At 68.1% G+C, this 24,966-nt stretch carries 22 protein-coding genes; 13 read left to right on the forward strand and 9 right to left on the reverse strand.

Features of this window, described 5'->3' with window-relative positions; genetic code table 11:
- Positions 1-82: 82 nt before the first annotated feature.
- The 3 genes from VQH23_RS13560 to VQH23_RS13570 are packed head-to-tail and all read right to left on the reverse strand — an operon-like array spanning position 83 to position 3,086.
- Complete coding sequence (locus VQH23_RS13560; protein ID WP_338661265.1) at positions 83-1,051, reverse strand: tripartite tricarboxylate transporter substrate-binding protein; 969 nt, start codon at positions 1,049-1,051, stop codon at positions 83-85.
- On the reverse strand, positions 1,048-1,842 hold the full coding sequence (locus VQH23_RS13565; RefSeq protein WP_338661266.1) for an enoyl-CoA hydratase: 795 nt from the start codon (positions 1,840-1,842) through the stop codon (positions 1,048-1,050). The genes VQH23_RS13560 and VQH23_RS13565 overlap by 4 nt, the downstream gene beginning before the upstream one ends.
- A 29-nt stretch (positions 1,843-1,871) precedes the next feature.
- Positions 1,872-3,086, reverse strand: a complete 1,215-nt coding sequence (locus VQH23_RS13570; RefSeq protein WP_338661267.1) for a CaiB/BaiF CoA-transferase family protein — start codon at positions 3,084-3,086, stop codon at positions 1,872-1,874.
- 344 nt (positions 3,087-3,430) lie between these two features.
- On the opposite strand from VQH23_RS13570, the gene VQH23_RS13575 reads away from it, so the two are divergent.
- The 8 genes from VQH23_RS13575 to VQH23_RS13610 all read left to right on the forward strand — a co-directional run bounded on the left by VQH23_RS13575 (position 3,431) and on the right by VQH23_RS13610 (position 11,585).
- The gene (locus tag VQH23_RS13575) at positions 3,431-4,300 is read left to right on the forward strand and encodes a tripartite tricarboxylate transporter substrate binding protein (protein ID WP_338661268.1); all 870 of its coding nucleotides are present in this window, start codon (positions 3,431-3,433) and stop codon (positions 4,298-4,300) included.
- An 8-nt stretch (positions 4,301-4,308) separates the two neighbouring features.
- On the forward strand, positions 4,309-4,689 hold the full coding sequence (locus tag VQH23_RS13580) for an OB-fold domain-containing protein (protein WP_338661269.1): 381 nt from the start codon (positions 4,309-4,311) through the stop codon (positions 4,687-4,689).
- Positions 4,686-5,849 (forward strand): thiolase, encoded by a 1,164-nt coding sequence (locus tag VQH23_RS13585; RefSeq protein WP_338661270.1) that lies wholly within the window; start codon positions 4,686-4,688, stop codon positions 5,847-5,849. The genes VQH23_RS13580 and VQH23_RS13585 overlap by 4 nt, the downstream gene beginning before the upstream one ends.
- A 21-nt stretch (positions 5,850-5,870) precedes the next feature.
- Entirely contained in the window at positions 5,871-6,539 is a 669-nt protein-coding gene (locus VQH23_RS13590; RefSeq protein ID WP_338661271.1) for a 3-oxoacid CoA-transferase subunit A, read from the forward strand.
- A complete protein-coding gene (locus VQH23_RS13595; protein ID WP_338661272.1) occupies positions 6,539-7,192 on the forward strand; it encodes a 3-oxoacid CoA-transferase subunit B in 654 nt (217 codons plus the stop codon). Before VQH23_RS13590 ends, VQH23_RS13595 begins: the two co-directional genes overlap by 1 nt.
- A gap of 87 nt (positions 7,193-7,279) precedes the next feature.
- Entirely contained in the window at positions 7,280-9,367 is a 2,088-nt protein-coding gene (locus VQH23_RS13600; RefSeq protein ID WP_338661273.1) for a 3-hydroxyacyl-CoA dehydrogenase NAD-binding domain-containing protein, read from the forward strand.
- 83 nt (positions 9,368-9,450) lie between these two features.
- Positions 9,451-10,347 carry a LysR family transcriptional regulator gene (locus tag VQH23_RS13605; RefSeq protein WP_338661274.1) on the forward strand — a complete coding sequence of 299 codons (897 nt, stop codon included), beginning with the start codon at positions 9,451-9,453 and terminating at the stop codon, positions 10,345-10,347.
- A 23-nt stretch (positions 10,348-10,370) separates the two neighbouring features.
- Positions 10,371-11,585, forward strand: a complete 1,215-nt coding sequence (locus tag VQH23_RS13610; protein WP_338661275.1) for an MFS transporter — start codon at positions 10,371-10,373, stop codon at positions 11,583-11,585.
- A gap of 177 nt (positions 11,586-11,762) precedes the next feature.
- Here VQH23_RS13610 and VQH23_RS13615 read toward each other — a convergent pair whose 3' ends face one another.
- A complete protein-coding gene (locus VQH23_RS13615; RefSeq protein WP_338666101.1) occupies positions 11,763-12,659 on the reverse strand; it encodes a LysR family transcriptional regulator in 897 nt (298 codons plus the stop codon).
- Between the two features lie 144 nt (positions 12,660-12,803).
- Here VQH23_RS13615 and VQH23_RS13620 point away from each other — a divergent pair, with 144 nt between their 5' ends.
- On the forward strand, positions 12,804-13,778 hold the full coding sequence (locus VQH23_RS13620; RefSeq protein ID WP_338661276.1) for a tripartite tricarboxylate transporter substrate binding protein: 975 nt from the start codon (positions 12,804-12,806) through the stop codon (positions 13,776-13,778).
- Between the two features lie 46 nt (positions 13,779-13,824).
- Complete coding sequence (locus VQH23_RS13625) at positions 13,825-15,447, forward strand: amidase (RefSeq protein ID WP_338661277.1); 1,623 nt, start codon at positions 13,825-13,827, stop codon at positions 15,445-15,447.
- 142 nt (positions 15,448-15,589) lie between these two features.
- Here the strand turns inward: VQH23_RS13625 and VQH23_RS13630 are convergent, their stop codons facing one another.
- Positions 15,590-16,708: a DUF4062 domain-containing protein gene (locus tag VQH23_RS13630; RefSeq protein WP_338661278.1), complete on the reverse strand. Its 1,119-nt coding sequence runs from the start codon at positions 16,706-16,708 to the stop codon at positions 15,590-15,592.
- Positions 16,709-16,844: 136 nt separating this feature from the next.
- Here VQH23_RS13630 and VQH23_RS13635 point away from each other — a divergent pair, with 136 nt between their 5' ends.
- Positions 16,845-18,071, forward strand: coding sequence for a DUF3644 domain-containing protein (locus tag VQH23_RS13635; RefSeq protein WP_338661279.1), 1,227 nt, complete (start codon positions 16,845-16,847; stop codon positions 18,069-18,071).
- A gap of 30 nt (positions 18,072-18,101) precedes the next feature.
- Here the strand turns inward: VQH23_RS13635 and VQH23_RS13640 are convergent, their stop codons facing one another.
- The 4 genes from VQH23_RS13640 to VQH23_RS13655 form a co-directional block, all read right to left on the reverse strand.
- Positions 18,102-20,003 (reverse strand): hypothetical protein, encoded by a 1,902-nt coding sequence (locus tag VQH23_RS13640; protein WP_338661280.1) that lies wholly within the window; start codon positions 20,001-20,003, stop codon positions 18,102-18,104.
- 589 nt (positions 20,004-20,592) lie between these two features.
- Positions 20,593-21,144: a hypothetical protein gene (locus tag VQH23_RS13645; RefSeq protein ID WP_338661281.1), complete on the reverse strand. Its 552-nt coding sequence runs from the start codon at positions 21,142-21,144 to the stop codon at positions 20,593-20,595.
- A gap of 541 nt (positions 21,145-21,685) precedes the next feature.
- A complete protein-coding gene (locus VQH23_RS13650; RefSeq protein ID WP_338661282.1) occupies positions 21,686-22,093 on the reverse strand; it encodes a hypothetical protein in 408 nt (135 codons plus the stop codon).
- Positions 22,094-22,340: 247 nt separating this feature from the next.
- Complete coding sequence (locus VQH23_RS13655) at positions 22,341-23,258, reverse strand: LysR family transcriptional regulator (protein ID WP_338661283.1); 918 nt, start codon at positions 23,256-23,258, stop codon at positions 22,341-22,343.
- A gap of 98 nt (positions 23,259-23,356) precedes the next feature.
- On the opposite strand from VQH23_RS13655, the gene VQH23_RS13660 reads away from it, so the two are divergent.
- A complete protein-coding gene (locus VQH23_RS13660) occupies positions 23,357-24,220 on the forward strand; it encodes an SDR family oxidoreductase (protein ID WP_338661284.1) in 864 nt (287 codons plus the stop codon).
- Positions 24,217-24,717: a lipocalin-like domain-containing protein gene (locus tag VQH23_RS13665; protein ID WP_338661285.1), complete on the forward strand. Its 501-nt coding sequence runs from the start codon at positions 24,217-24,219 to the stop codon at positions 24,715-24,717. Before VQH23_RS13660 ends, VQH23_RS13665 begins: the two co-directional genes overlap by 4 nt.
- The last annotated feature ends 249 nt before the right edge of the window (positions 24,718-24,966 follow it).

A 24,966-nucleotide genomic window follows, 5' to 3' on the forward strand; every position in this document is an offset into this window, starting at 1 on the left:
GTCCATCCCTGGGGCAGGCTGGTGGACACGCGGTCGCCCAGCCTGCCCACAGGGATGGGTTCAGCACGACCGGGGTTGGCCGCTACTGCGGCTCGATCCCGGCATCCCGTACGAACCCGCCCCAGCGGACGAGTTCGGATCGGAGGAGCGAGGTCCAGTCATCGGGAGACCCACCCTTGGGACGGAAGCCCTGCTCCGCGAGGCGACGCTGCAGGGTGGGCTGCTCAAGCGCGGTGCGAAGCACCCTGCCGATCTGCTCCCCGATCGCGGGCGGCATGGCGGCCGGGGCTGACAGCCCGAACCAAATGATCATCTCGAAGCCGGGTATGACCTCCGCGATGGGAGGGATGTCCGGAGCCAGGCTGTATGGCTCGCGGGAGGTGACGCCAAGGGCGCGGACCTTGCCCTCGCGGGCGTTGGCGAGGCCGTTGCTGAAGTCCGTGAACGTCGCGTGCACCCGGCCCGCCATGACGTCCGTCAGAGCCTCCGGACCGCCGCGGTAGGGCACGCCCAGCATCTGGACCTTCGCTTCCTTCGCGAGGACCGCCCCCGCGATCTGGGCGCTCTGGTTGCCGTAGCTGTAGGTGAACTCGCTGGGCCGCTGCCGGGCAAGTTCCAGGAACTCCCTCAGGTTTCGCGCCGGGAGGGATGGGTCGATCACCAGGAGGTAGGGGCACTCGCAGATCTGCCCCACGGGCGCGAAGTCCCGGATCGGGTCGTAGGAGAGACGCCGCAGGAGGTGCGGATTCAGGGCTGCCGAGGTCGGCGTGAGCATGACAAGGGTGTAGCCGTCCGGGGCGGCGCCCGCCGCGGCCATGGTCCCGACCACGGCGCTTCCACCCGGGCGGTTTTCCACCACCACGGGCCTTCCGGCCACCTGGGAGAGGGAGTCCGCCACGATGCGGGCGACGACGTCGGTGACGCTGCCCGGCGTGAAGGGCACGATCAGCCGGACCGGGCGTTCCGGCCAGTCGGCGCGGGCAGCACCCGTCATGGCCAGCAGGGACGGCAGGGCGAGGGCAGCGCGGCGCCCCAGACGCGGCGCGCTCATGCCACGGCTTCCGCGGCGCGGCGCTTGGCCTTCGCGTCCAGGAAGGCCTGCATGGCGCGCTGCGGCTCCCCCGTCGTGAAGGCGCGCCCGAAGACCGGCACGCTGACCTCGATGGCGGACGAGAGGGGCAGCTCCTCCCATTCCCGCATCAACGCCTTCTGGGAGGCGATCACCTCGGGGCCGCACTCCAGGATGGGGGAGAGGGCGTCCGCCACGGCGGCGTCCAGCCCCGCCTCTCCCGACACCATGTCCACGAGGCCCCAGTCGAGCGCCTTCGCCGCATCGATGGCGGCGCCGGTCAGGATCATCCACCGCGTGCGCCCCATGCCGATCAGGCGCGGCATCAGGGCGGCATGGATGACAGAGGGGATCCCCACCTTCACCTCCGGCATGGCGAAGTGCGCCCCGGGGGACGCGATCCGCATGTCGCAGGCCATGGCCAGTTCCAGGCCGCCTCCAAGGCACCAGCCCTGGATGCGCGCCACGACTGGGGCTGGAAAGTATCGCACGGCCTCGCACAGGCCGCTCAGCCGACGGATGAAGGCCTCGCCGCTGGCCTGTTCGAGACGCGCCATTTCCCCGATGTCGGCCCCGCCGATAAAGCTCCGGTCACCAGTGCCGGTGAGCACGAGGGCACGCAGCCCGGCCTCCCGGGACAGCTCGGCCAGACCATCGGTCAGAGCCTCGATCACCGGCGTCGAGAGGATGTTCGCCTTGCCTGCATCGGCGATGGTGAGGCGCACCACCCCGTTCGCCGCCCGCTCGATCGAGCAGTGCGCGTTGAGCTTCATGGATGTTCCCTCCTGTTCTTGTCGGTGTGCTAGGCGACGGCCCCGCAGGCGCGCAGCGAGCCGACCTCGTCCGGGGACAGTCCGAGCTGCCGGAGAACGGCGTCCGTGTGCTCGCCCAGGAGTGGCGGAGGGGCGGCCTGGGCGGCCTCCTCGCCGGTCACCATAGGGTTGCGGACCTGAGGAATGCTGCCGAAGTCCGGGTGCTCTACGGTCTGCAGGATGCCGCGGTGCTTCACCTGTTCGTCCGCGAAGACCTCGTCGAGGGCGCGGATCGGACCCCAGGGAACGCCAGCGGCCTCGAAGGCGGTACCCCAGGTGTCCCGGTCCCGCTGCTTCAGGATGGAGGTGACCTCCTCCCGCAGGACCGGCAGGTTCTCGATCCGGCCGGAGTTCCGCTGAAACCGTGGATCCTCGGCGAGGTCCTCCCGAGCTGCGACCCGGCAGAACCTCGCGAACTGGGAGTCGTTGCCGATCGCAAGGATGAGGTGTCCATCCCGGCAGGGGAACACCTCGTAGGGCGCGCAGTTGGGGTGGGCATTCCCGCTCCGGCGAGGTGGCTGGCCGGAGAGCAGATAGTTCATGTTCTGGTTCGCGTTCAGCGCGACCGCCACGTCGAGCAGGGCCAGGTCGATGTGCTGGCCCTCGCCCGTCCGGCCACGCTCAATGAGGGCCGCCAGCACCGCGCTGGTCGCGTACATGCCGGTCATAAGGTCGTTGATGGCGACGCCCGTCCGCAGGGGTGCGGCGCCGGGCTGCCCGTCCGGGATGCCCGTGTAGCTCATCAGGCCCGCCATGCCCTGGAACACGTAGTCGTAGCCAGGCCGGGCGGCGAGCGGGCCGTCCTGGCCGAAGCCGGTGATGGAGACGTAGATCAGCCTCGGGTTGAGTGCCCGCAGGGCAACGTGGTCGAGACCGAACTTCTCCAGCGAGCCTGCCTTGAAGTTCTCGACCACGACGTCCGCCCAGTCGACAAGACGCCGGATCAGCGCCTGGCCCTCTGGCCGTGCAAAGTCCACGACGATTGAGCGCTTTCCCCGATTGCAGGCGAGGAAGTAGGCGGAGAGCCGGTCCTGGCTCTCGTTCGTCAGGTAGGGAGGACCCCAGCCACGGGTATCATCCCCTGTTCCTGGCCCCTCGACCTTGACGACGTCCGCGCCAAGGTCCGCCAGGTTCTGGGTGCACCAGGGTCCGGCCAGGATGCGGGACAGATCCAGGACCTTGATCCCTGAAAGTGCGGCGTTCACGGCGACGTTCGCTCCCCGGCCTGGGCCGATCATTCGTTCCGCCCATTTCGCTCCCCCCGTGACGCTTGGCCATGCGGAAATGCCGAACCGACGATTGGCCCGCACCGAAGCCTTCGGAGCAGCCAAAACCTGACTTCCGGCCATTCGCATGGCCCGAGGTGCAAGGGCGGCGGTATGGCAGGTGTCAGACAAGCACGAGCGCCGCCAGGCAAGGCGCGCCGGAAGAGGACGTCTCCATGATCTCCAGACGGATGTTTTGCACCGCGTCGGCTGCGGTGGCGGGAGCCGCGGCCCTGCCGTCCTCCCCGGCCCGCGCTGCCGGATACCCCGAGAAGCCAGTCACGATGGTGGTGTCCTTCGCGCCGGGCGGCATGACGGACGTGGTCGGCAGGCTGGTGGGCAACGAGCTGTCGAAGGCCATGGGCCAGTCGTTCGTCGTCGAGAACCGTCCCGGCGCAGCTGGTCAGGTCGGCACCGAGTACGTCGCAAGGCGTCCGCCCGACGGCTACACGCTGCTCGTCAGCGCGACAGGGCACGTGATCGGCCCCGCCGTGCAGGCCGTGCGCTACCACCCGGTGACGGACTTCGCGCCGGTCGCGCTCCTGGCGCGGGCGCCGAACATGGTCCTGGTGCACAAGTCCGTCCCGGCGCGCACTGTGCCGGAGTTCCTGGACTGGGTCCGCTCGCAGGGACAGGTGCCCTACGGCTCCGCTGGTGCGGGCGGCTCGACCCACCTCGGCGGCGAGACCCTGCGGGTACAGGGCAAGCTGCCCCTTGTGCACGTTCCCTACCGCGGGGCCGCACCTGCCATCTCTGACCTCGTGGCGGGACAGATCAAGATGGCCTTCCAGGACTCCATGAGCGTCTCCAGCTTCCTCGCGAGCGGCGACGTGAGGGCGATCGCGGTGACCACCCTCGAGCGGTCTCCCCTCTTCCCGGACGTGCCGACCCTGGCGGAATCCGGATTCCCCGGCTTCGACCTCTACACTTGGCTCGGCCTCTATGCCCCTGCTGGTACTGACCAGGCGATCGTCTCCAGGCTGAACCAGGAGGCCAACCGGATCGTCACCTCGCCCGACGCCGTGCAGTGGCTCCGCCAGAGCAACGCCGAGCCTGGCGGCGGCATGGATCCCGTGCAGTTCCGGGCCTTTGTCGACGAGGAGCAGAGGAAGTGGGCCAGGGTCGTGCAGGAGAGCGGCGTGCGGGTGGAGTGATGCCGGTCATGGACGACGTTCACGCGACCGAGGCGCAGGGCGCCGACGCCGAGTACCGGGCACGCCTGGGGCGGGGCGAGTTCGCCATCCCCGAGTGCAGGGAGTGCCGGAAGGTCATCTTCTATCCGCGGGTGGTCTGCCCGCACTGCGGGTCGGAGCGGCTCGCCTGGATCCAGCCCTCGGGCAATGGAACCGTCTACTCGACGACCGTGGTCCGGGGCCGTGAGGGGGCGCACAACGTCGCCCTCATCGACCTCGCCGAGGGGGCGCGCCTGATGAGCCGCGTCGTCGGACTCCCGCCCGAGGAGGTCCGGATCGGCATGGCCGTCCGCGCCAAGGTCGAGGGACGGGGCGACGACGCGTTGCTGGTGTTCGAGGCGGCGCAATGATCGACACCTTCCCCCACCGCTCCATCGCCATCCTCGGCGCCGAGCAGGCTGGTCTCGGCGATGCCCGAGGCTTCTCGGAGCAGGAGATCATCGCCCAGGCGGCAACTCGCGCCATCGCGGCCAGCGGTCTCCGCAAGGACGAGATCGACGGCATCATGACCTCGAGCCTCACCTCGCCGTGGTGGGTGATGCGCATGGCCGAGTACCTCGGTATCCGGCCGCGCTTCTCCGACAACACGATGCACGGCGGGTCGTCCTTCATCGCCCAGCTGCACATGGCCGCGCTGGCGCTCCAGGCGCGCGAGTGCAACGCGGTGCTGATCTGCTACGGGGCGACGCCGCGGAGTGCGCCGAGCAGCAGCCGGATCAATGCCATGCGGGCGGAACTCGATCCCCAGCCCTACGAGCACCCCTACAAGCCGTTCAACCCGGTCACGAGCTACGCCCTGGCCGCCGCGCGCCACATGCACCAGTTCGGCACGACGCGCGAGCAGCTGGCCGAGGTAGCCGTCGCGGCGCGGGAATGGGCGCGGCTGAACCCCGAAGCCTTCCTGCGCGATCCGCTCGGCATCGGCGACGTGCTCGGCTCGAAGATGATCTCCGACCCCCTGACGGTGCGGGATTGCTGCCTCGTGACTGACGGTGCCGGAGCGTTCGTGGTCATGCGTGCCGAGGACGCCCGTGCCGTCCATCCCAAGCCGGTCCACGTGCTCGGCACCGGCGTCGCGCACTGGCACCGCCAGATCTCCAGCATGGACGATCTCACGGTCACGCCCGCCGTCCAGTCTGGCCAGGCCGCCTTCTCGGCCGCAGGCCTCGGTCCGGCCGACATCGACCTGGTCGAGCTCTACGACGCCTTCACCATCAACCCCGTCCTCTTCCTCGAGGACCTCGGCTTCTGCGCCAAGGGCGAGGGAGGAGCCTTCATCTCGGGAGGGCGGACGGCGCCGGGCGGGGCGCTGCCGATGAACACCAACGGCGGCGGCCTCTCCTTCGGGCACCCTGGCATGTACAGCATCTTCTTGGTGATCGAGGCGGTGCGCCAGCTCCGCGGAGAGGCGGGTGACCGCCAGGTGCCGGAAGCGGAGGTCGCCCTGGTGCACGGCAACGGTGGGGTCCTCTCGGCCCAGGCCACCGCCATCCTGTCCCGTTCGACCTGAGCGCCGCCGAGGGGAGTGACGATGCCCGAGAAGTTCTGTGCCTCCTTGGACGAGGCAGTGGCCGACATCCCAGACGGGGCGACCTTGCTGGTCGGAGGCTTCGGCACGGCCGGTCAGCCGATGGAGCTGCTGGCGGCCGTGGCGCGGCAGGGAGCACGTGACCTGACGGTGGTCTGCAACAACGGTGGCACAGGGGAGGAAGGCCTTGCCCTCCTGATGAAGCTCCGGCGCGTGCGGAAGCTGATCTGTTCCTACCCTCGCGGCCCGCAGGCCTACGTCTTCGAGGAACTGTTCCGACAGGGCGAGATCGAGCTCGAGTGCGTCCCGCAGGGCACCGTCGCGGAGCGGCTCCGGGCTGCCGGGGCCGGGCTGGGCGGCTTCTTCACTCCCACTGCCTTCGGGACGGCCCTGGCCGAGGGCAAGGAGACCCGGATGATCGATGGGCGCGGTCATGTCTTCGAGGCGCCGCTGCCGGGCGACTTTGCCCTGATCAAGGCCGACTGCGCCGATGACTGGGGCAATCTCACCTACAGCAAGACGGCCCGCAACTTCGGGCCTGTCATGGCCATGGCGGCCGCCTGCACCATCGCGCAGGTCGCCCGCCGGGTTCCGCTGGGCGGCATCGACCCGGAACAGGTCGTCACCCCGGGAATCTTCGTCAGGCGGGCCGTTGTCGTGGAGGCGGCGTGATGTCGGATATCCAGGTGCAGCGCCGCTCTCGTGGCGCCATGGCAGCGATGGTCGCGCGCGACATCCCCGACGGGTCATTCATCAATCTCGGCATCGGCATGCCCGTCCTCGTGCTCGACCACCTCGGCCTGGACCGGAAGGTGATGGTGCACAGCGAGAACGGCGTCCTTGGCATGCGGCCGCTCGGGCAGGACGAGCCGGTCGATCCGGAGATGACCAACGCGGCGAAGCTGCCGGTCGGCATCCGCCCTGGCGCCAGCTTCTTCCACCACGCGGACTCCTTCGCGATGATGCGCGGCGGCCACCTCGACTACGCCGTCCTTGGTGCCTACCAGGTCTCGGCCACGGGCGACCTGGCGAACTGGTCACTCGGGGAGCCGGGGGTCGCCACCGCGGTCGGTGGAGCCATGGACCTGGCCGTCGGGGCGAAGCAGGTCTTCGTCATGATGGAGCACCAGACGCGGGAGGGTACGCCCCGGCTGCTGGAGCGGTGCACGCTGCCGCTGACCGGCCTCGGCGCCGTGCGCCGTGTCTACACCGATCTCGCGACGCTGGACGTCACGCCGCAGGGCTTCCTCGTCCGCGACATGGCCGAGGGTCTGACACCCGAGGCGCTGCAGTCCTGTACCGGCGCGCCGCTGCGCTTCGCCTGATCGTGGTGTGGCCGTCGAGGCGCACCGGCGCCCGCGGTTGCCGCTAGCCATAGAAGGAACTCTCCGTCCGTCATGCAGCCCGCGTCGATGACCCTCTCCGAACCTGTCTCCTTCGAGCTCCGCGGTCGGACCGCCGTGCTCACCATCGACAACCCGCCCGTCAACGGATTCGGGCACGAGGTCCGGCTCGGACTGGAGGCAGGGCTGGGGCGAGCGCTCGCGGACGAGGGGGTGGACGCCGTGGTCATCCGCGGGGCTGGTCGCATGTTCTGCGGCGGCGCCGACATCCGCCAGTTCAACACGCCAGCTGCGGTGGCGCAGCCCCTCCTGCGCCGCGTCATCGAGACGATCCAGGCCTCCTCCAAGCCGGTGATCGCCGCCATCCATGGCAGCGCCCTGGGCGGCGGGCTCGAACTGGCGATGGGCTGCCACTACCGCGTGGGCACGCCCGCGGCGCGGCTCGCATTGCCTGAGGTTCGCCTCGGATTGCTTCCAGGGGGCGGAGGCACCCAGCGGCTGCCGCGCCTGATCGGCCTCAAGGCGGCCATCGCCATGATCACGACGGGGGACCAGGTGGATGGCAGCCGCGCGCTCGAACTCGGCCTGCTGGACCGCCTCGGCGACGACGCCCTGGAGGAGGCACTCGCCCTGGCTGCGCAGGTGGCCCTGACGGCCGAGCACCCCATCGCAGGGCGGCTGCCCGCGCCCGCCGACGACGGAGGTCTGATCGCGGCCGAGAGGGCACGCATGACCCGGCAGCGTCACCCCTCGAAGGCGGCGCTGGCCTGCCTGGACTGTCTGGAGAAGGCGACGGCGCTGCCGCTTGAGGATGGGCTGACCTACGAGCGCGCCCGCTTCGAGGAGCTGGTTGCCAGCCCGGAATCCAAGGCCATCCGGCACCTCTTCTTCGCTGAGCGGGAGGCGCTCAAGGTCCCGGGCGTCACCGGGGTGGTCAAGCCGCGCCCGATCGAGCGCGTCGCCATCGTCGGGGCCGGAACCATGGGCGGCGGCATAGCCATGGCCTTCGCGAATGCCGGGATCCCCGTCACGCTGGTCGAGCGGGAGCAGGCGCCCCTGGAGCGCGGTCTCTCCACCATCAGCCGCAACTACCGGATCACGGCCGCGAAGGGGAAGCTGACAGCGGAGCAGGTGGCCCAGCGGGAGGCACTCATCACCGGGTCGACCGTGCTGGGCGACGTGTCCAGCGCCGACCTGGTGATCGAGGCCGTGTTCGAGGACATGGCGGTCAAGAAGGACCTGTTCCGCGAGCTGGACCGCCTGTGCAAGGACGGCGCGGTGCTGGCGACGAACACCTCGCGGCTCGACGTGAACGAGATCGCCGCGGCGACGTCGCGTCCTGAGTCCGTCATCGGGCTGCACTTCTTCAGCCCGGCCAACGTCATGCGCCTGCTGGAGGTCGTCCAGCCGAGCAGGGTCTCTCCGGAGGTCATCGCGACGGCCATGGCGATGGGCCAGCGGATCGGCAAGATCCCTGTCCTTGTCGGTGTCTGCGAGGGGTTCGTGGGCAACCGCATGCTGACGGCCTACTGGCGCGAGGCTGGCTTCCTGCTGGAGGAAGGCGCCAGCCCGGCGCAGATCGACGCCGCCATGCAGGGCTTCGGTATGGCCATGGGGCCGCTCGCGATGGCGGACCTGGCCGGGATGGACATCAATTGGGCCACCCGGAAGCGCCTTGCGCCGACACGGCCCAAGCACCTCCGCTACTCCAGGGTGGCGGACCGCATCTGCGAACTCGGCCGCTTCGGCCAGAAGACCGGGGCGGGATACTACCGCTACGAGGCGGGAAGCCGCACGCCCCTGCCGGACCCCGTCGTGGACGACATCATCAAGGAATGTGCCCGGGAGGCAGGCATCGTGCGTCGGCCCATGAGGGATACCGAGATCGTGGACCGCTGCGTCCTCGCCCTGGTGAACGAGGGCGCCTACATTCTGGAGGACGGCATCGCCCAGCGTGCGTCCGACATCGATCTGGTCTATGTGAACGGCTACGGCTTTCCCGCATTCCGCGGTGGTCCGATGTTCCACGCGGACACGCTCGGCCTTCCGGCGGTGTTGGACCGCATCGACGGGTGGTGCCGGACCGAGGGCGAGCACTGGAAGCCCTCGGCCCTTCTCAGGCGCCTCGGCGAGGCGAACGGGCGCTTCAACGCGTAGATCGCAACCAGTACCTCCCAGGCTGGCCCGCCTCGGGCTGGCCTGTCATCCTCCTGCCAAGAACACTGGGGTGGGAGGAAGCGTTGCGGTACGACCTGACGGACCTGAGGCTCTTCCGCGCCATCGCGGAGGCGTCCAGCCTCTCCGTCGGTGCGGCGAAGGTCTACCTCTCCGCCGGGTCCGCCAGTGCGCGGCTCAAGAACCTTGAGCATACCGCGGGCACCCAGCTCTTCCACCGGACCACACGCGGGATGGACCTGACCCCGGCAGGCGAGATGCTGCTGCAGCACGTCGCCCGGGTTCTCTCCGATCTCGAGGTGATGCACGGAGAACTGGCTGCCTTCGCCAAGGGGATGCGGGGCAGCATCCGCCTGCAGGCCAACAGCAGCTCGATCAGCAGCCATCTCCCCAAGGCGCTCGCGACGTTCCTGGCGGACAACCCTCAGGTCAACATCGAGTTGGACGAGCAGAACAGCGACGAGATCGTGCTGGCAGTGCGTGATGGCGCTGCCGACTTGGGTGTCCTTGCGAGCGAGACGGAGTCCGGCGGCCTCCAGTCGTTCCCGTTTGCCCAGGACCGCCTGGTGATCGTCACGCCCAAGGGGCACGCCCTGGCGGATGCTGGCCAGATCAGGTTGCTGGATGCCCTGGACCACGACTTCGTTGGGATGAGCCGCAGCAGCAGCAACTTCCAGTTCCTGGTACAGACGGCAACCCGCCTTGGACGTCACCCGAACGTCCGTATCCACGTGGACAGCTTCCAGGTGCTGCTGCAGTTTGTCGCCAGCAACGTGGGCATAGGTCTCGTACCTTACAGCATCTACCAGAACCTCAACGCCTCTTCAGGCTGCGTTGCGATTGAACTGGTGGACGCCTGGGCACGCCGCTCGCTGAAGATCGTGACGCGGGACGTCGATCGCCAGCCGCCGTTCATGCGGTCCCTTCTCGAGCACCTTCTGAAATTCTCGGAGAGAGGATGAGGCCATCTTTCGGCGTGGCAGAGATGACCCAAGATCAGCGGCTTGACTCCCGGATCGCCTGGGTCCGTCTCTGCGTCATTGTGGCGCTCTCGACGATTGGCGGGGTGGGCATGTGGTCAGCCATCGTGACGATGCCCTATGTGCAAGCGGAGTTCGGAGTGTCCCGCGGGGCCGCATCCCTCGCCTATACGCTCACCATGCTGGGTTCCGGGGCCGGTGGCATTCTGATGGGCCGCCTCTCCGACCAGTTCGGCCCGATGAGGCCGCTGCTGGGCGCGACGGTGATGCTGGCCTGCGGGTATGCCCTCGCGGGACTAGCGCCGGGCCTCACCGCCTACACCCTGGCGCAGGGCCTGCTCATCGGGATGCTCGGCGCCTCCGCGGTGTTCGGGCCGCTGATGGCGGAGGCGTCTCTCTGGTTCCAGCGGCGCCGGGGCATTGCCGTGGCCATCGCAGCGTCCGGCAACTATCTGGCGGGCGCCGTCTGGCCACCCATCCTGAGCTGGCTGATCTCGGCGCATGGCTGGCGCATGGCACATCTGATCGTCGGCGCCACATGCCTGGTGATGATGCTGCCTCTCTCCCTGATGCTGCGGGCGCGTGCGCCAGGGTTCGGGGGCGGGGTATCGCGAGAGGCCTCGGACGGGGTCAGGCCCCTAGGCCTCTCGCGCGGGGGACTGACGGTCATACTGTCCGCCGCTGGCGTGGCCTGCTGTGTCGCGATGGCCATGCCCCAGGTCCACATCGTCGCCTACTGTGGCGACCTCGGCTATGGCGTCGCGCGGGGCGCGGAGATGCTCTCGGTCATGCTCGCCTGCGGGATCGTGTCCCGCCTGGGATCCGGCTTCGTCGCCGATCGCATCGGCGGGCTTCGCACGCTGCTGCTCGGCTCCGTCCTGCAGGGATCCGCCCTGTCGCTCTTCCTGTTCTTCGACGGCCTTGCCTCGCTCTTCGTGCTGTCCGCCCTCTTCGGCCTGGTCCAGGGGGGCATCGTGCCGTCCTACGCCGTGATCGTGCGGGAGACCTTCCCCGCTTCCGAGGCCGGGATGCGGGTCGGCATCGTCCTGATGGCGACCCTCGCCGGGATGGCCCTGGGTGGCTGGCTCTCCGGCGTCATCTTCGATGTGACCGGCAGCTACGCCGCGGCCTTCCTCAACGGCGTCGTCTGGAACATGGCGAATGTGCTGATCATCACGACGCTGGTGTTGCGCAGCCGCGCTCGCCTTACTGCCGCGTAGATTTAAGTCAGGATACCCGATTGGAAAGGTCAGCGAAGACCGTCTTAGGCGCTCAACCGGCATCGCCGTATCTGGCCGGAAGCAGCAGTTCCGATGTCCGGCGGCTCGTGGGAGAATGCTCTATGACCTGCTTCTCGTGAGCCACGACAGCATGCCGCGTAGCAAGGAGGTGCAGCATCAGGAGGGGGCAAGCTCTGGGCAGCGCATCGCCTCAACCAGGCGGCGCCAGCTTGCGACGAGTGGCGATTGGTCGTCCGCACGCCATGCTGCCAGCAGCTCGACACGCTGGTCACCCGCAATGTCGCTCAGGTTTCGGAAGACCACACCCTGAATGGCGTGGCGCCTGGCGGAGGCCGGAACGAGCGCCACCCCCATTCCGGCGACGACGAACGAGAGCAGGGTCGGCATGACGGCCCTCTGCACGATCCGGGGCTGTACGCCACCATCCCGCAGGACAGACTGGATCAGTTGAGACAGGTATGGCGAGGCCTCCTCGGAGAAGGCAACGAGCGGCTCGCCCGCGAGATCCGGGATTCCGATCAGGCGCCGCGCCGCCAGTGGATGGTCACTCGGCAGGACCAACATCAGCTCCTCGCGCTGGACGACGCATGAGCTGATGTCAGGCCCTTCCAGCAACGGCCGGACCAGGGCGACGTCGAGCGATCCGGAGCGAAGACCGGCCAGCAGCGGGATGGATGTCATCTCCCGCAGGTCAAGTTCGATCCCGGGACGGGCGGCGCGGAAGGCGCGGATCATCTCGGGCAAGAAGTCGTAGGCGGTGCTGGCGGTGAAGCCGATCGACAGGCGCGATGGCCCCTCCTCGGCCGCCCGGCGGGCCGCCTGTGCCGCGAGTTCCACTATCTCCGGAACGGAACGGATCTTCTCGAGGAAGGCTCCACCTGCCGGTGTCAGCGAGACGGACCGGGTCGTGCGGCTCAGCAACGGCGTTTCAACGAGGTGCTCCAGCTGCCGGATGATCTGGCTTAGCGGCGGCTGGGTCATGTTCAGGCGCCGTGCGGCCCGGCCGAAATGCAACTCCTCCGCAAGGGCCATGAAGGCCTGGATGTGTCGCATCTCGATCACCTCACCCTCCAACTAGGATTGAGTGCGTCCACCACCTAATATGGTCGTAATTACAATTGGCAGGGTCCGAATGAAACGGGTAGGTGTCTCGCAAGGAAATCGGCACACGAGCCCACGTCCAGCAGGGGTGTCCCCATGCAAGCCTTGTCCCGTCGCGGCCTTCTCGGCGCGGCTGCCCTCCTGTCCTGCGCCTCCGCTTCCCTGGCGCAGGAGGACGCCTACCCCACGCGTCCGATCCGCCTGATCGTTCCCTTCGGTCCGGGCAGCACCACCGACATCCTCGCCCGCCTCGTCGCGCAGAAGCTGACCGACGAGCTCGGCCAGCCGGTTGTCGTGGAGAACCGGGCCGGGGCGGGCGGCAATATCGGCACGGAGGTCGCGGCGCGCGCCGCGGCGGACGGCTACACGCTCCTTCTCGGGGCGGCGAGCACCAACGCCGTCAATCCGAGCCTCTACAGCAACCTGCGCTTCGACCCGATCCGGGACTTCACGCCCGTAATCCACGTCGCCTCCGTGACGAACGTGCTGGTCGTCCATCCGGACCTGCCGGTGAGGACCGTCGCTGAGCTGATCGCCCTCGCGAAGCGGCAGGACCTCTCCTACGCCTCGGGCGGTGCGGGCGGCACGATCCATCTCTCGGGCGAGCTGTTCAAGAATCTCGCAGGCGTGGACATGGTGCACGTGCCCTATAACGGCAGCGCCGCCGCCTACCCGGACCTGCTCAGCGGTCGGGTGCCGGTGATGTTTGACTCCATCGCTACCTGCCTGCCTCACATCCAGGGCGGGCGTCTCCACGCGCTGGCGGTGACGGCCCCCTACCCGTCGCCGCTGCTTCCCGGCCTGAAGCCGATCGCCGAGTCCGGATTGCCGGGATACGCGGTGGAGGGGTGGTACGGCCTCTTCGCACCCTCCGGCACGCCCGGGCCGATCGTCGCCCGGCTGAACGCCGCGCTGGTCCGGGCGCTGTCCGAACCGGCGACCCAGCAGGCGCTGCTGCAACAGGGCGCTCAGCAGAAGGCGGACACGCCGGAGGCTTTTCGCACCTTCGTCCTGTCGGAGCGTGACAAGTGGGCCGCCCTAATCAAGGCGGCGGGCATCACCCAAAACTGACGCGGGCGCCGCGCTGCTCGGCCCCCGTTCGCCGGAAGGAAGCATCATGAGCGCCGACGAACTCGCCTTCCTCACGGTAGCGGAGGCCGGGCGGCTGATGGCCCGACGCGCCCTCTCGCCGGTCGATCTGGTGAAGGCGCTGATCGTGCGGGCGGAGGCACTGGAGCCGCAGCTGCACGCCTACCTGCGCCCGACCTTCGACGCGGCGCTGAAGGAGGCAGGGCGCGCCGAGGGCGAGATCCTGTCGGGCTGTGTCCGGGGACCGCTGCACGGCATCCCCTACGGGTTGAAGGATGTCGTGGACGCGGCCGGGCTGCCCACCACCGGGCAGTCTCGGGTCTACGCCGACCGCATCGCGGCCGAGGACGCCCATGTCACGGCCCGGCTACGAGCGGCCGGAGCCGTCCTCCTCGGCAAGCTCACGACCCATGAGGGAGCGCATGGCGGGCCTTCCTTCGACCTGGCTTGGCCGCCCGCACGCAATCCCTGGAACACAGATCACTTCACCGGCGGCTCCTCCTCCGGTTCCGGAGCAGCCGTCGCGGCAGGGCTCATGCCCCTCGCGATCGGAAGCGACACGGGCGGCTCCATCCGGAATCCCGCGGGGTTCTGCGGGCTGGTCGGCCTGAAGCCGACCTCGGGCCTCGTCAGCAGGCGCGGGGTGATGCCCAACTCCTTTAGCCTCGACCACGTCGGCCCGCTGACCTGGACGGTGGAGGACTGTGCCATCGCCCTCCTGGCCCTGGCCGGGCACGACCCGCGCGATCCCGCCAGCGCGGTCTCCTCACCACCGGACTACCGCGCCGCCCTGACGGGCGACATCCGAGGCCTGCGCGTGGGCGTGCTGCGGCATCTCTACGAGGAGGAGGGAGGAACGGCCCCCGCCACGGCGAAGGCGCTGGAGGAAGCATTCGACGTGCTTCGCGGTCTCGGCGCCAGACTGGACGATGTCCGCATCCGCCCCTCGACCACCTACAACGACGTGAAGATCGTAATCGGCGAGAGCGAGATCCACGCCGTCCATGCCCAGGCGCTCCGGGAGCGCCCCGGCGACTTCGGCGAGGACTTCCTGGCGCGCATCCTGCCCGCCATCCTGTTCAGCGGTGCCGACTACGTGCAGGCGCAGCGGCTCCGTCGGACGATGATGGAGGAGTTCGACCGGCTCTACGAGCGGTTCGACGTCCTGGTTACCGCCGCGCCGAGTCTCGCGCCGCGCCTGGACGCCTATCGGCCGATCCAGTTCTGGCGGAAGACGACCTCTCTGGTGACGCCCTTCAATATCCCGACCGGCCCAGCCCTGGCACAGTGCATCGGCTTTCACGAGGGCCTTCCCCTCTCCATGCAGGTCGCGGGCCGTCCCTTCGACGAGGCCACGGTCCTGCGGGTAGCGCACGCCTACGAGCGGGCGACGGACTGGCGCTCGGCCCGGCCATGTCTCGATCGGCATGCTCCGCCGCCTGTCACGCCGTCAGTGCCGGACCCCGAGGCGTCGTCCCTGACGCCGGGCGAGGTGGATGCTCTGCACGATCTCGCGCGGGGCGCCGGGCTGGACCTCCCGGACCGTGCCTTCCAGCACCTGTGCTCGGCGGCGCCGTACGCGAAGTCTATGGTGGAGCGGCTCCGGGGGCCGATGCCGCTGGAGCAGGAACCTGCATACCAGACCAGCTGACATGACCTTGGAGTGGGCTCCTGCCTGCCAGCGGAGGAGGAGACACTTTTGCACTTGGGCTGGAACACCGGGCATTTTGCCCAGCCCGGCGCATGGAACAGCGCGCATCACGGATGCGACGGCATCCACCGAGTTGGGGCGCCTACCGCTCGGTCCGGTAGGCACGCCTGAGGAGGGTGGTCAGGTCTTCCACCAAGACGTCCAGTTCCTGGACCAGGGCGGCCCGACTGCGCTCCGGCGGTGTCAGGTGGGTGACTGGCATGGCCTCGCTGCCCATCCTCATCGACATGCCGCCGTTGCTGCGCTCGACCTCTGCCCTTCGCATCCAGGGGTGGTAGCTGGCACCCTGGATGGTCACCACGGGGACGATCTGGCGCAACGCCCTGGTCGGGTCGACCTCTTCCAGGATCGTGGCCCCGAACTGCAGGCCTGTCCGGATTGCTGCCGAGACATCCTCCTCGACAAGCGCCTGCGGAGCACCACGAGCGTCGGATTCCAGCGGGACGATCACCCGGACACCTCCTAACTCGTCAACGGAGAAGGAAGCCCCGCGCTCCTGGCCGATCTCCAGCGCGGAACCCTTCAGGCCGTGTTCCGTGCCACGACGTGTCGTGAAGAACTTGGACGGGCCGAAGAGGGCGAGCTGCTGGAGCCGGTCCGCTAGCGCCGGGTCCTCCAGGCGGGCGGGCCGGAGCACTGACTGGCGTGGGCCACCCGAGATGCCGACCGCCACGGAGACACCATGATGGTGGTAGTGGCGGCTCTGGCGGGGAAGCAGGCCCGTGGCCCGCTCGAGCAGCTCCGCCGGATCGACAGCCACCCGGGCGCGCGACAGTTCCCATTGGTGGATGGCCCTCGTCACGACTTCCCTGAGGTCGTCCGGCGTCTGGAAGGGCTGGGTGAACAGCCCGTCCACCCAGGCCTGGACCTCGCGGACGAAGGCGTCCTGCTCCGGCTCCCGGGTGCCTGTCCGTGAGTTCCTGACGAAGGCGAAGACGGGCCTTGTGTCCCGCGCGACCAGGAACTCCTCATGGGTGGCCGACTTCCCCGAGGCCTGTCTGGCGCCATACCTTTCAGCCAGGATCAGGACGACCGCGTCGGACGCGCGCACGCCGTCAAGGCATGCCACCTGGGGCGACGATGCCATGGCGGGGAAGTCCTCGGCGCAGATGACCTCGTGGCCTAGGCCGCGAATGGCTGACATAACAGCCGCACGCAGGTCCTCGTGGCCGGTGATGGGCGAACTGACGAAGATCCTCATGGAAGGTGGGGGTTCCTCGGCAAACGAATCGATGGTGGGCCGGAAACCTACCACGTTCCCCGGATGTTCCACTGCCCGTCGTTCCAGGACACCCCCGACCTGACCCGGTTGCGGGGAAGCGTCGGATGGTAAGGCCGTGGCGAAGAAGGCAGTTGGTAATTCCCTGACAGTGGCCGAGGCCGCCCTCGTGAAGGCGTTCCTGGCGGCAGGCGACCGCTCCAACCAGGAGATCACCGCCTTCTTCTCCCGGCCGGGGCGGAGCATCAACCAGGGGCGCATCGTCGACATCCGGAAGGGCAAGCTCCACACCAAGGTGGCGGCGGCCTCTCCGGCCGAGCTGAAGGCGTTCCTGGCTCGGTGGCCGGAGCATGACCATGTCACCGGCCTGCATCCCGTGGACGACGAACTCGTCGTGAAGGCGCGGGAGGCCATGCTCAATGCCATCGGGGGATACAACAACCCCCGTGCCCTGTTCCGGACGGAGTGCTTCATCGTCCTGGCCGTGATTGCCTGGACGTATCTCCTGCACTGGCACTACCGGAAGGCCGGGGTGGACTACCGGTCCAGGAAGGAGGACGGCACGCTCCTCGTCACGAGCCACGGGGCGCAGAAGCACTGGGAGCTGGAGACCTGCCTGCGGGCGCCGGAGTGCCCGGTGGACGACGTGGTGAAGGCGAACCTTCGATTCCTCATCGCGATCCGGCACGAGGTGGAGCACCAGATGACGCGCCGGATCGACGAGGCCCTCAGCGCCAAGGTCCAGGCCTGCGTCCTCAACTTCAACGCCACCCTGAAGCGGCTCTGCGGGGACCGGTGCGGCCTGGACCGCGACGTCTCCATCGCGATCCAGCTCGCGGGGATTGAGCGGGAGCAGCGGAACATGCTGCTGCGGGACATGGACCTCCCGCCCTCCCTACCGGCGGCCCAGGCCGCGTTCGAGCGCGAGCTACCCGAGGATGTCGCCCGGGACCAGCGCTATGCCTGGCGTGTGATGATGGTCCACCGGAGCACAGGCTCGAAGGGCGCCGCCGACGAGATGGTGGAGTTCATCAAGCCCGGATCCGATGTCGAGGGAGAGATCCAGCGCGTCCTGGTGAAGGAGCTGGAGAAGAGGAAGTACCGCACCATGGAGATCGTGGCGGCCGCACGTGGCGCCGGGCATCCGGGCTTCGGCGCCTACCAGCATACCCTCCTGGTGAAGGAGCTAGCCGCGAAGGACCCCAAGAAGCCGTTCGGGGCCTTCGTGGACACGAAGAAGAAGGAGTGGTGGTGGTATCAGGCCTGGCTGGACAGGGTCCTGGAGCATTGCCGGGAGAACCCGGAACGGTATGGCAGGGCCGTTCCTGCCGAAGCCTCCCTTTGATCCCGTCAGCGGTACAAGAGGACGCCTTCGTCAGCCCTGGACGAGCAGCACAGCCCTGTTGGCGCTGACCGCCACCGCGGATGAGGAGGATCCTGCCCCTGTACCTGGGGCAGGCGGCATCCGGCGCATGAAGGCGGGCATGATGTAGCTCGGGTTGGTGGTTGTGGGCGCGGGCTTGGTCTCGTGCTGGGGAGGCTGCTTCACCGTGCCGTTCCGGGCAGGGGGCGACCGGCGCGTGGGACGGCGATCCTCCCGGACGGCACGTTCTGGTTCCCCCCGTGCACGCCAGTAGGCGCGGTATTCGGCCGCGAACATGGATCCGTACATGTGCTCAATCCGTGTCGTGCTCATCCCTCGCGCTCTGACAGCCTGGACCGCCTCATCTCGGCGTCGTCCGAGATCGCTGAGGCGTTTGGTCCATGCCAGTTCGTCTTCGACATGCGCGGCATGCCAAGCGGCACGCTCTTCCGCAGACCTGAGCTGCCTCTCCCGTTGCTGGCGTCCCGCGACACGGCGCCGGACATCATGCTGAGCCTTGAGGACGTCCCCATGAGCAGCACGGACAGATGCCCTGGCTCCCGGACGGAGGGGGGCCACGACCTCGTCCTGGGCACCCCTGCGGCGCAGGCGGGCCGCCTGTGTGTTGTACAGGCGGATGACCCGCCTATCAGTGCGACGGTCCTCTGCCCGCGATGCCTGGATCTCCCTCGCCAAGTCGCGAACCGAGCGTGCCGCGGTGGTGTGGAATATGGACTCTGTTCTGGTAGGGGAGGCTTCGCAGAGGCGGATTAGACCGTGTGACGGGTTCTCCGTGGGGGTGTTCTGGACGACCTGGAGCGACCTCCACCGGCGCTGCACCGTCGACAGGGAAATCCCCGCCTTCCTGGCCAGGGCCGCCTGGGTGACATCCTCTCCCTCCCGGATCAAGGCAGCCACGGCCTCCCGGACGGCATCGTCGCTCCTACGGACCCTCTCCGCGTTCGTCCTGGCAGCGGCGGCCTGACGTTTCCCCTGCAGGCTCAGGCTGCGCCAGGCGGTCAGACCCTGCGGACCACGGTCGGCCGCCTCACTCCGCATCACACCCTCATTGATCGGCCGCGATCCTGAGCCGTGACGAACCCCTGGACGACCACTCAGCGGTCCGCGCCATTTCGAGTTCATCCAGGCCGTGATGGCTTCCGCGATCTTGGCGACCTCGCCGGGGGTCGCTGGACTGGATAGCGCGGCCGCCGTTCGGGTGACGAGGTCATGGATCTGGCCTGCATCGCCTGTACATGCCCGCCGGACGGCACGAGCGGCAGCATGGAAGAGCCTCGACCCTTTCCGGTCGGAGGTGCCGTCCTGCACGCCCAGGGGGATGTGCCGCACAGCGACACGGTCGGGCTTCGGCTCAAGCAGAGTGATTTTCTGTTCCGTCGCCCTGGCCGCCAGAGGCAGGAACAGGTCGCGTGCGCGAACCATGCCGAGTTGGAGAACCTCGGTGTGGTAGGTGAGGCCTGAACGCTCGGCACGATATCTGTTCCATATCGCCGGATCGCCACATTGCTCGGCGGCATCGGGCAGCTGGGGATTGCTCGCCACGTGCCAGGGATTCTTCTGCAGCCGGTTCGCGAACCGGCTGCAGCTTCCCGACATGACCAGGCCGCGCCGGATCCCGCGACGCAGCCTGGACTCCGCACTGCTCCGGTTCGAGATGGGCGTCGCGTAGATCCAGATGAGGTGCACCGTGCCTTTCCAGGGCGATGCGACCACGGCGGCAGGCATCGGCATGCCATGCCGCTCCACCATGTCGGACAGGGTCGTGCGCCACTGAAGCGGCTCGTCGATGTCGGCCGTCTCTGTGTTGACAAAGCCGCGGCCATTGAAGGCGACCCACTGGTGCGTGAGAGCCTCGGCCAGAGGCACGATCCTCGATGAGGCGTGCTCGGCCATGCCTTTGATGCTGGAGGAGGCGAGGACGCGTCTAGGAAGCCTCGGCAGCAACATCTGAGATAGATAGGCTAGGTGCGGCGCAGCTTGGTCCGCGACCTGGAGGGCGTCATGAAGTTCGGCTTCGTGCCCTCGCCACCAAGACCCAGCATGGGTTGGCAGGATGAAAGCGTTGACGGTGTCGGTGCTATCGAACGGCATAGCGGCCACCCTGGAGCGGGGAGAGTTCCCGGACCGGGGGCGTACATGGTGGAAGCGGGACGGCGCAGGACCGGAGTGTGCCGGATGCGGCACGAAAAGATTGGGCTTCTCCCAAGGGGAGCCTTATGCTTGTCCTCGCGGGACGTCCTGCGCACAGCATCGGATGCCTACTCCAGATGTCATGAGGCGCCATGGACCGTGATGCTTGGCCGCTGCACGGTCGGGACGTCCCCACTTCCCAATGATCCGTACCGGGCAGGCAGGAAGCAACGATCCTGAACGTCGCTGCGGAATGTCCTTTCTGAATAGGGTGAACGGTCGATAGGGCGAGGATGTGGACGTGGCGCGACGATGATCAGCTCCGTCCATTCAGTGCATGGTCTGCCGGACGCTAGGGAGGCGGCAGCTTGCGCCGCTTGGGAGTGCTCATCCGGTGCGCGAAGTCGATGGGCTCCAACGTCAGGACACCGCGCTGCCGTTCCAGGATGAGCATGGCAGCATCCAGCAGCGCCATCTCCATGCCGCGCTTCTCGACCTGGTGCCTGCGAGGCCTTATGCCATGGCGCTTGGTCTCGGCCAGGACGTAGTAGGGATCCTTCAAGTCGATCCGCATGCCCGTCTTAACGCCGTCACGGAGGACAAACCCTTTGCGGTCGCAGCGATAGCAGTGGTCCTTGTAGTGGATCGTATCGGCCTTCGGACCTTTCACGATCTGCTCCTCCTGGTACCGCCTCTCGAACTCGAGCAACCGGGCCTGCGCCCGCCTTTCCCGGGTCTCCATCTCGATTACGTACTCGCTGTCGAGATGCCGGATCGCGGCATTCAGGGCGGCGCCATCATGTCCTCGGAACATGTTGGCGAGTTCGTAGATGAATCCCGCCCTCTCCATGGTCCGCATGCATGACCTCAGGGCGTTGGCGAGGGTGACGATCTCCTCCTTCACGCGCCGCCGGTGTCCAGCCGCGCGCTGGGCTTGGCTCTGAGGTCCAGCCGTAGGGTCAAGTAGCGGCCTACCGCGGCGGCGACGGGGCACCTCAGAGGTTTCCGTGGGATGCTCTCCCAGTACTTCGTCTAGATCGTGGATCGGTTTGGTGATCGGCCGTCCGATGCTATCCGCTCCGTGTTGCGTGACGTCACTCAGCTCCGGAACAGCGATCGGCGGCGTCGGGACGCTGCCGCCGGATTTGGTGGCGTCACTCAACCCCTTGTGCTCGGATTCGGGTCGCGGCCCGGCGTTCGAGTTTCGAGGAATCCCGGGCGGCATGTCTGCATCCTTTCCGATAGTTGTGTGACGTCACTGAAGCCCCGCCAGGGAAGGAGTGAGACCCACTCTGGCGCGTACTGGGAATGGCACCCGACGCACCGCCCCCACTCACCGAGGGGTCAGTGGCAGCCGGAGGGTGGATCGTGCTGGGTGCGTGCGGATATCCGGACGTGCTACCGGCGGAGCGATGTCGCTCGTGGTCGACGTCACTGATCCCGGATCAGGCCGCCTTGGGGAGCGAGGCCTGAACCGTGTCGGCGAAGTCGAACGCCTTGTAGAGAGCGTCGGCGGCAAGATGGCCGCAGACCTCGGCGAGCGCCTGGACCTGGTCGAACGGGGCCTTCCACCCACCATCCTGCGGGCCGCGCACCGTTACCTCGATGGGCTGCGCTGCCCCGAGAATGTTCTCCACGCTGTAGCGGACGCCACGCAGCTGGGCTTCGAAGGCCCGGCGAAGGAGCAGGTCGGCCATTCCCTGCACCACCATCACGTAGGTGTCGCGCTCGTCCTCGGGCAGATCAGGAATCCGGTGCCCGAGGCCGATCGCATCGACGCAGAGACGGATCTTCACCTTGTTCACACCGGAGACAGGCAGACGAAGGGTGCGGGTGATGGAATGCTTGGTCATGATGGATCTCCTCGTGCTTGACGACGGAGAGGACCACCTCAGCCGTCGGACCCCGCTGACCGGGAGCCGACGTCTCTAATATCCACATTCCGGAGGTGCACAACAGTGCCGTGAGGCCAGCACGGGGTGGACCGCTGTGCTCAAGACTGTTGACAGAATTCCAGACTCAAGCCTCGGCCGTAGAAGCCACCGTCGGTGATCGTGGTGAGCGAGACCCTGTCTTCTCGTAGGTTGATGCAGCGGATGGTCAGCCTCTGCCCTCGTCGACGAGGCCTGGATTCGCTTCCTTGAGGATGTCGATGAAGGCCCTCAGGGCGGCGGGCACGTGGCGCCTGCCAGAGTAGTACAGCATGAGGCCAGGCTCCGGCGGGCACCAGTCATCGAGCACGGTCACAAGCTGCCCGGCGCGTAGCCGCTTCCTGGCGAAGGCTTCCGGCACGTAGGCAATGCCCAGGCCCGCGGCCGCCGCCTGGACCATCAGGTCATTGTCGTCGAGCGTCAGCGGTCCCGGGACATCGATGGTGATGTCCTCGCCGCGACGGCTGAACTCCCAGCGATACCGCTTGCCGCTGGGCAGGCGCTGGCGGATGCAGCTGTGCTGGCGCAGGTCGTCCGGTGTCGTCACGGGGGGATGGCCGCCCAGGTAGGCCGGGGATGCGATCGCGATGAAGCGCACCTCACCGGCGAGCGGGACCGCGATCATGTCCCGCGGCACCGCCTCCGCCAGCCGCACTCCGGCGTCGTAGCCCTCCTCGACGATGTCGACCAGGCGTCCTTCGGAGACGAGATCCAGTTCCACCCCGGGATAGCGCTCCAGGAATCTCGGCACGACGTGGCCGAGCAGCAGTCGGGCGCCACTCTTGTTGGCATTGATGCGCAATGTGCCGGAGGGCGTGGCGCCCGTCTCCGTCAGTCCATCAAGGGCGGCATCCAGGTCCTGGAGCACGGGACCGAGCCGTTCGAGGAGGCGGTTCCCCGCCTCGGTCGGGGAGACGCTGCGAGTGGTACGGTTCAGCAGGCGAACGCCGAGGTTCTGCTCCAGCCCGATCAGGGCATGGCTGAGGGCCGACCGCGAGACGCCGAGCGTGTCTGCTGCCCTGCGGAAGCTCCGCTGGCTGGCAACCGCGGAGAAGGCGGCGAGGTCGTTCAGCGTCGGCCGCGGCATTGGTGAATTCCTTGCACGATCTCATCCCGGACTAGCTGTCTTATCCCACCAGTCTCAGGGATCCACCTTGGCCGGGCAACGAGACGAGGAGCATCTCCATGTCAAAGACCTGGTTCATCAGCGGCGCATCGTCTGGCCTCGGCCGGGAGATGGCCGAGAAGCTGCTGGCACGCGGCGACCGGGTGGTCGCGGCGATCCGCCGCCCGGACGGGGTCGCCGACCTTCAGGCGCGCCATGGCGAACAGGCCCTGGCGGTTCGGCTCGACCTGATGGATGCGGCGAGCATCCGCGCCGCGGTGGACGAGGCCGTGCGCCGTTGCGGCCGGATCGACGTCGTGGTGAGCAACGCGGGCTACGGTCTCTTCGGGGCGGCAGAGGAGGTCTCCGACGCGCAGATCGAGCGCCAGATCGCCACCAACCTGACCGGCTCCATCCAGCTGGTGCGCGCGGCGCTGCCGCACCTTCGCCGACAGGGCGGCGGGCGGATCGTGCAGGTGTCCTCGGAAGGCGGGCAGATCGCGTACCCGAACTTCAGCCTGTATCACGCCACCAAGTGGGGGATCGAAGGCTTCATCGAGTCCGTGGCCCAGGAGGTCGCGCCCTTCGGGATCGACTTCATCATCGCCGAACCTGGCCCGACGGGCACCGGCTTCGGCGCGGCGCTGGACCACGCGCCGCCGATGGAGGCCTACGAGCAGACGCCTGCTGGCGAGGTCCGGAGGGCGATCGGCACCAGCGCCTTCCCCATCAAGGGGGACGCGGAACGCACCGTCCAGGCCATCGTCGCCGCCGCCGACAGCCCCCGGCCTGCCTTCCGGCTGACCCTGGGAAGCACGGCCTACGACAGCATCAGCGCAGCCCTCCGGGGCAGGCTGGACGCCCTCCTTGCCCAACGGGCGGTGGCGTTCTCCGCGGACCGGACCGGGGATGCGGTGCAGGCTGAACAGGAGGGTCAGGGATGAGGCGCCTCCTCCCTGCCTGCCTGATCGGCGCCATGGCTGTCCTCGTCCCGGCCGCCAGTGCCCAGCCCACCCCGTCCAACCAGCTCGTCGGCACGTGGCGCATGGTGTCGGCGCAGATCGACCCCTCCGGGGCGAACACGCCCGCCTACGGCCCCGAGCCGCACGGATGGCTGGTGTTCACGCCGGAACTCACCTTCGTCGAGGTCCTGACCGACCCTCGTGTCCCGCGGTTCTCCTCCGACACGCGGGGTCATGGCACCGACCAGGAGAACCGCGCCGCCATGGCCGGAAGCATCGGTTGCTTCGGCCGCTACACGGTGGACGAGAACGGGGCCTTCACCGGGAACCGCGTGGAGGGCGCGACCTTCCCGAACTGGGTTGGCAGTGTGCGCACGCGGGACGACCTGCGGCTGACCGTGGAGGGCGACCGGATGGTGGAGGATTTCCGGCGACCGGAAGGAACCGTCATCCGGATCATCTGGGAGCGTGTCTGGTGAGAGTGCTCTATCCGGCGCTCAATCGAGGGCTGCTGATCCAGCCCAGGCCACCGCGCGGGTGGAGAGGGTCACCACTCTGATAGCGATCGGATCAGTCGGCTGTTTAGCGCCCATGCCGGTCATTTGTGTTGCACCGTCGACTCCCAGAGAGCGGCCGTTGCTCGCAGCTCATCAAATAACAGGGGTCGGGTAACGTGTTGTCCTTCCCTTCTGGAGGGAGTGAAAGGGGAGCAGACATTCCAGTCCGAT

This window comes from Pararoseomonas sp. SCSIO 73927 (assembly GCF_037040815.1).
Lineage (GTDB): Bacteria > Pseudomonadota > Alphaproteobacteria > Acetobacterales > Acetobacteraceae > Roseomonas.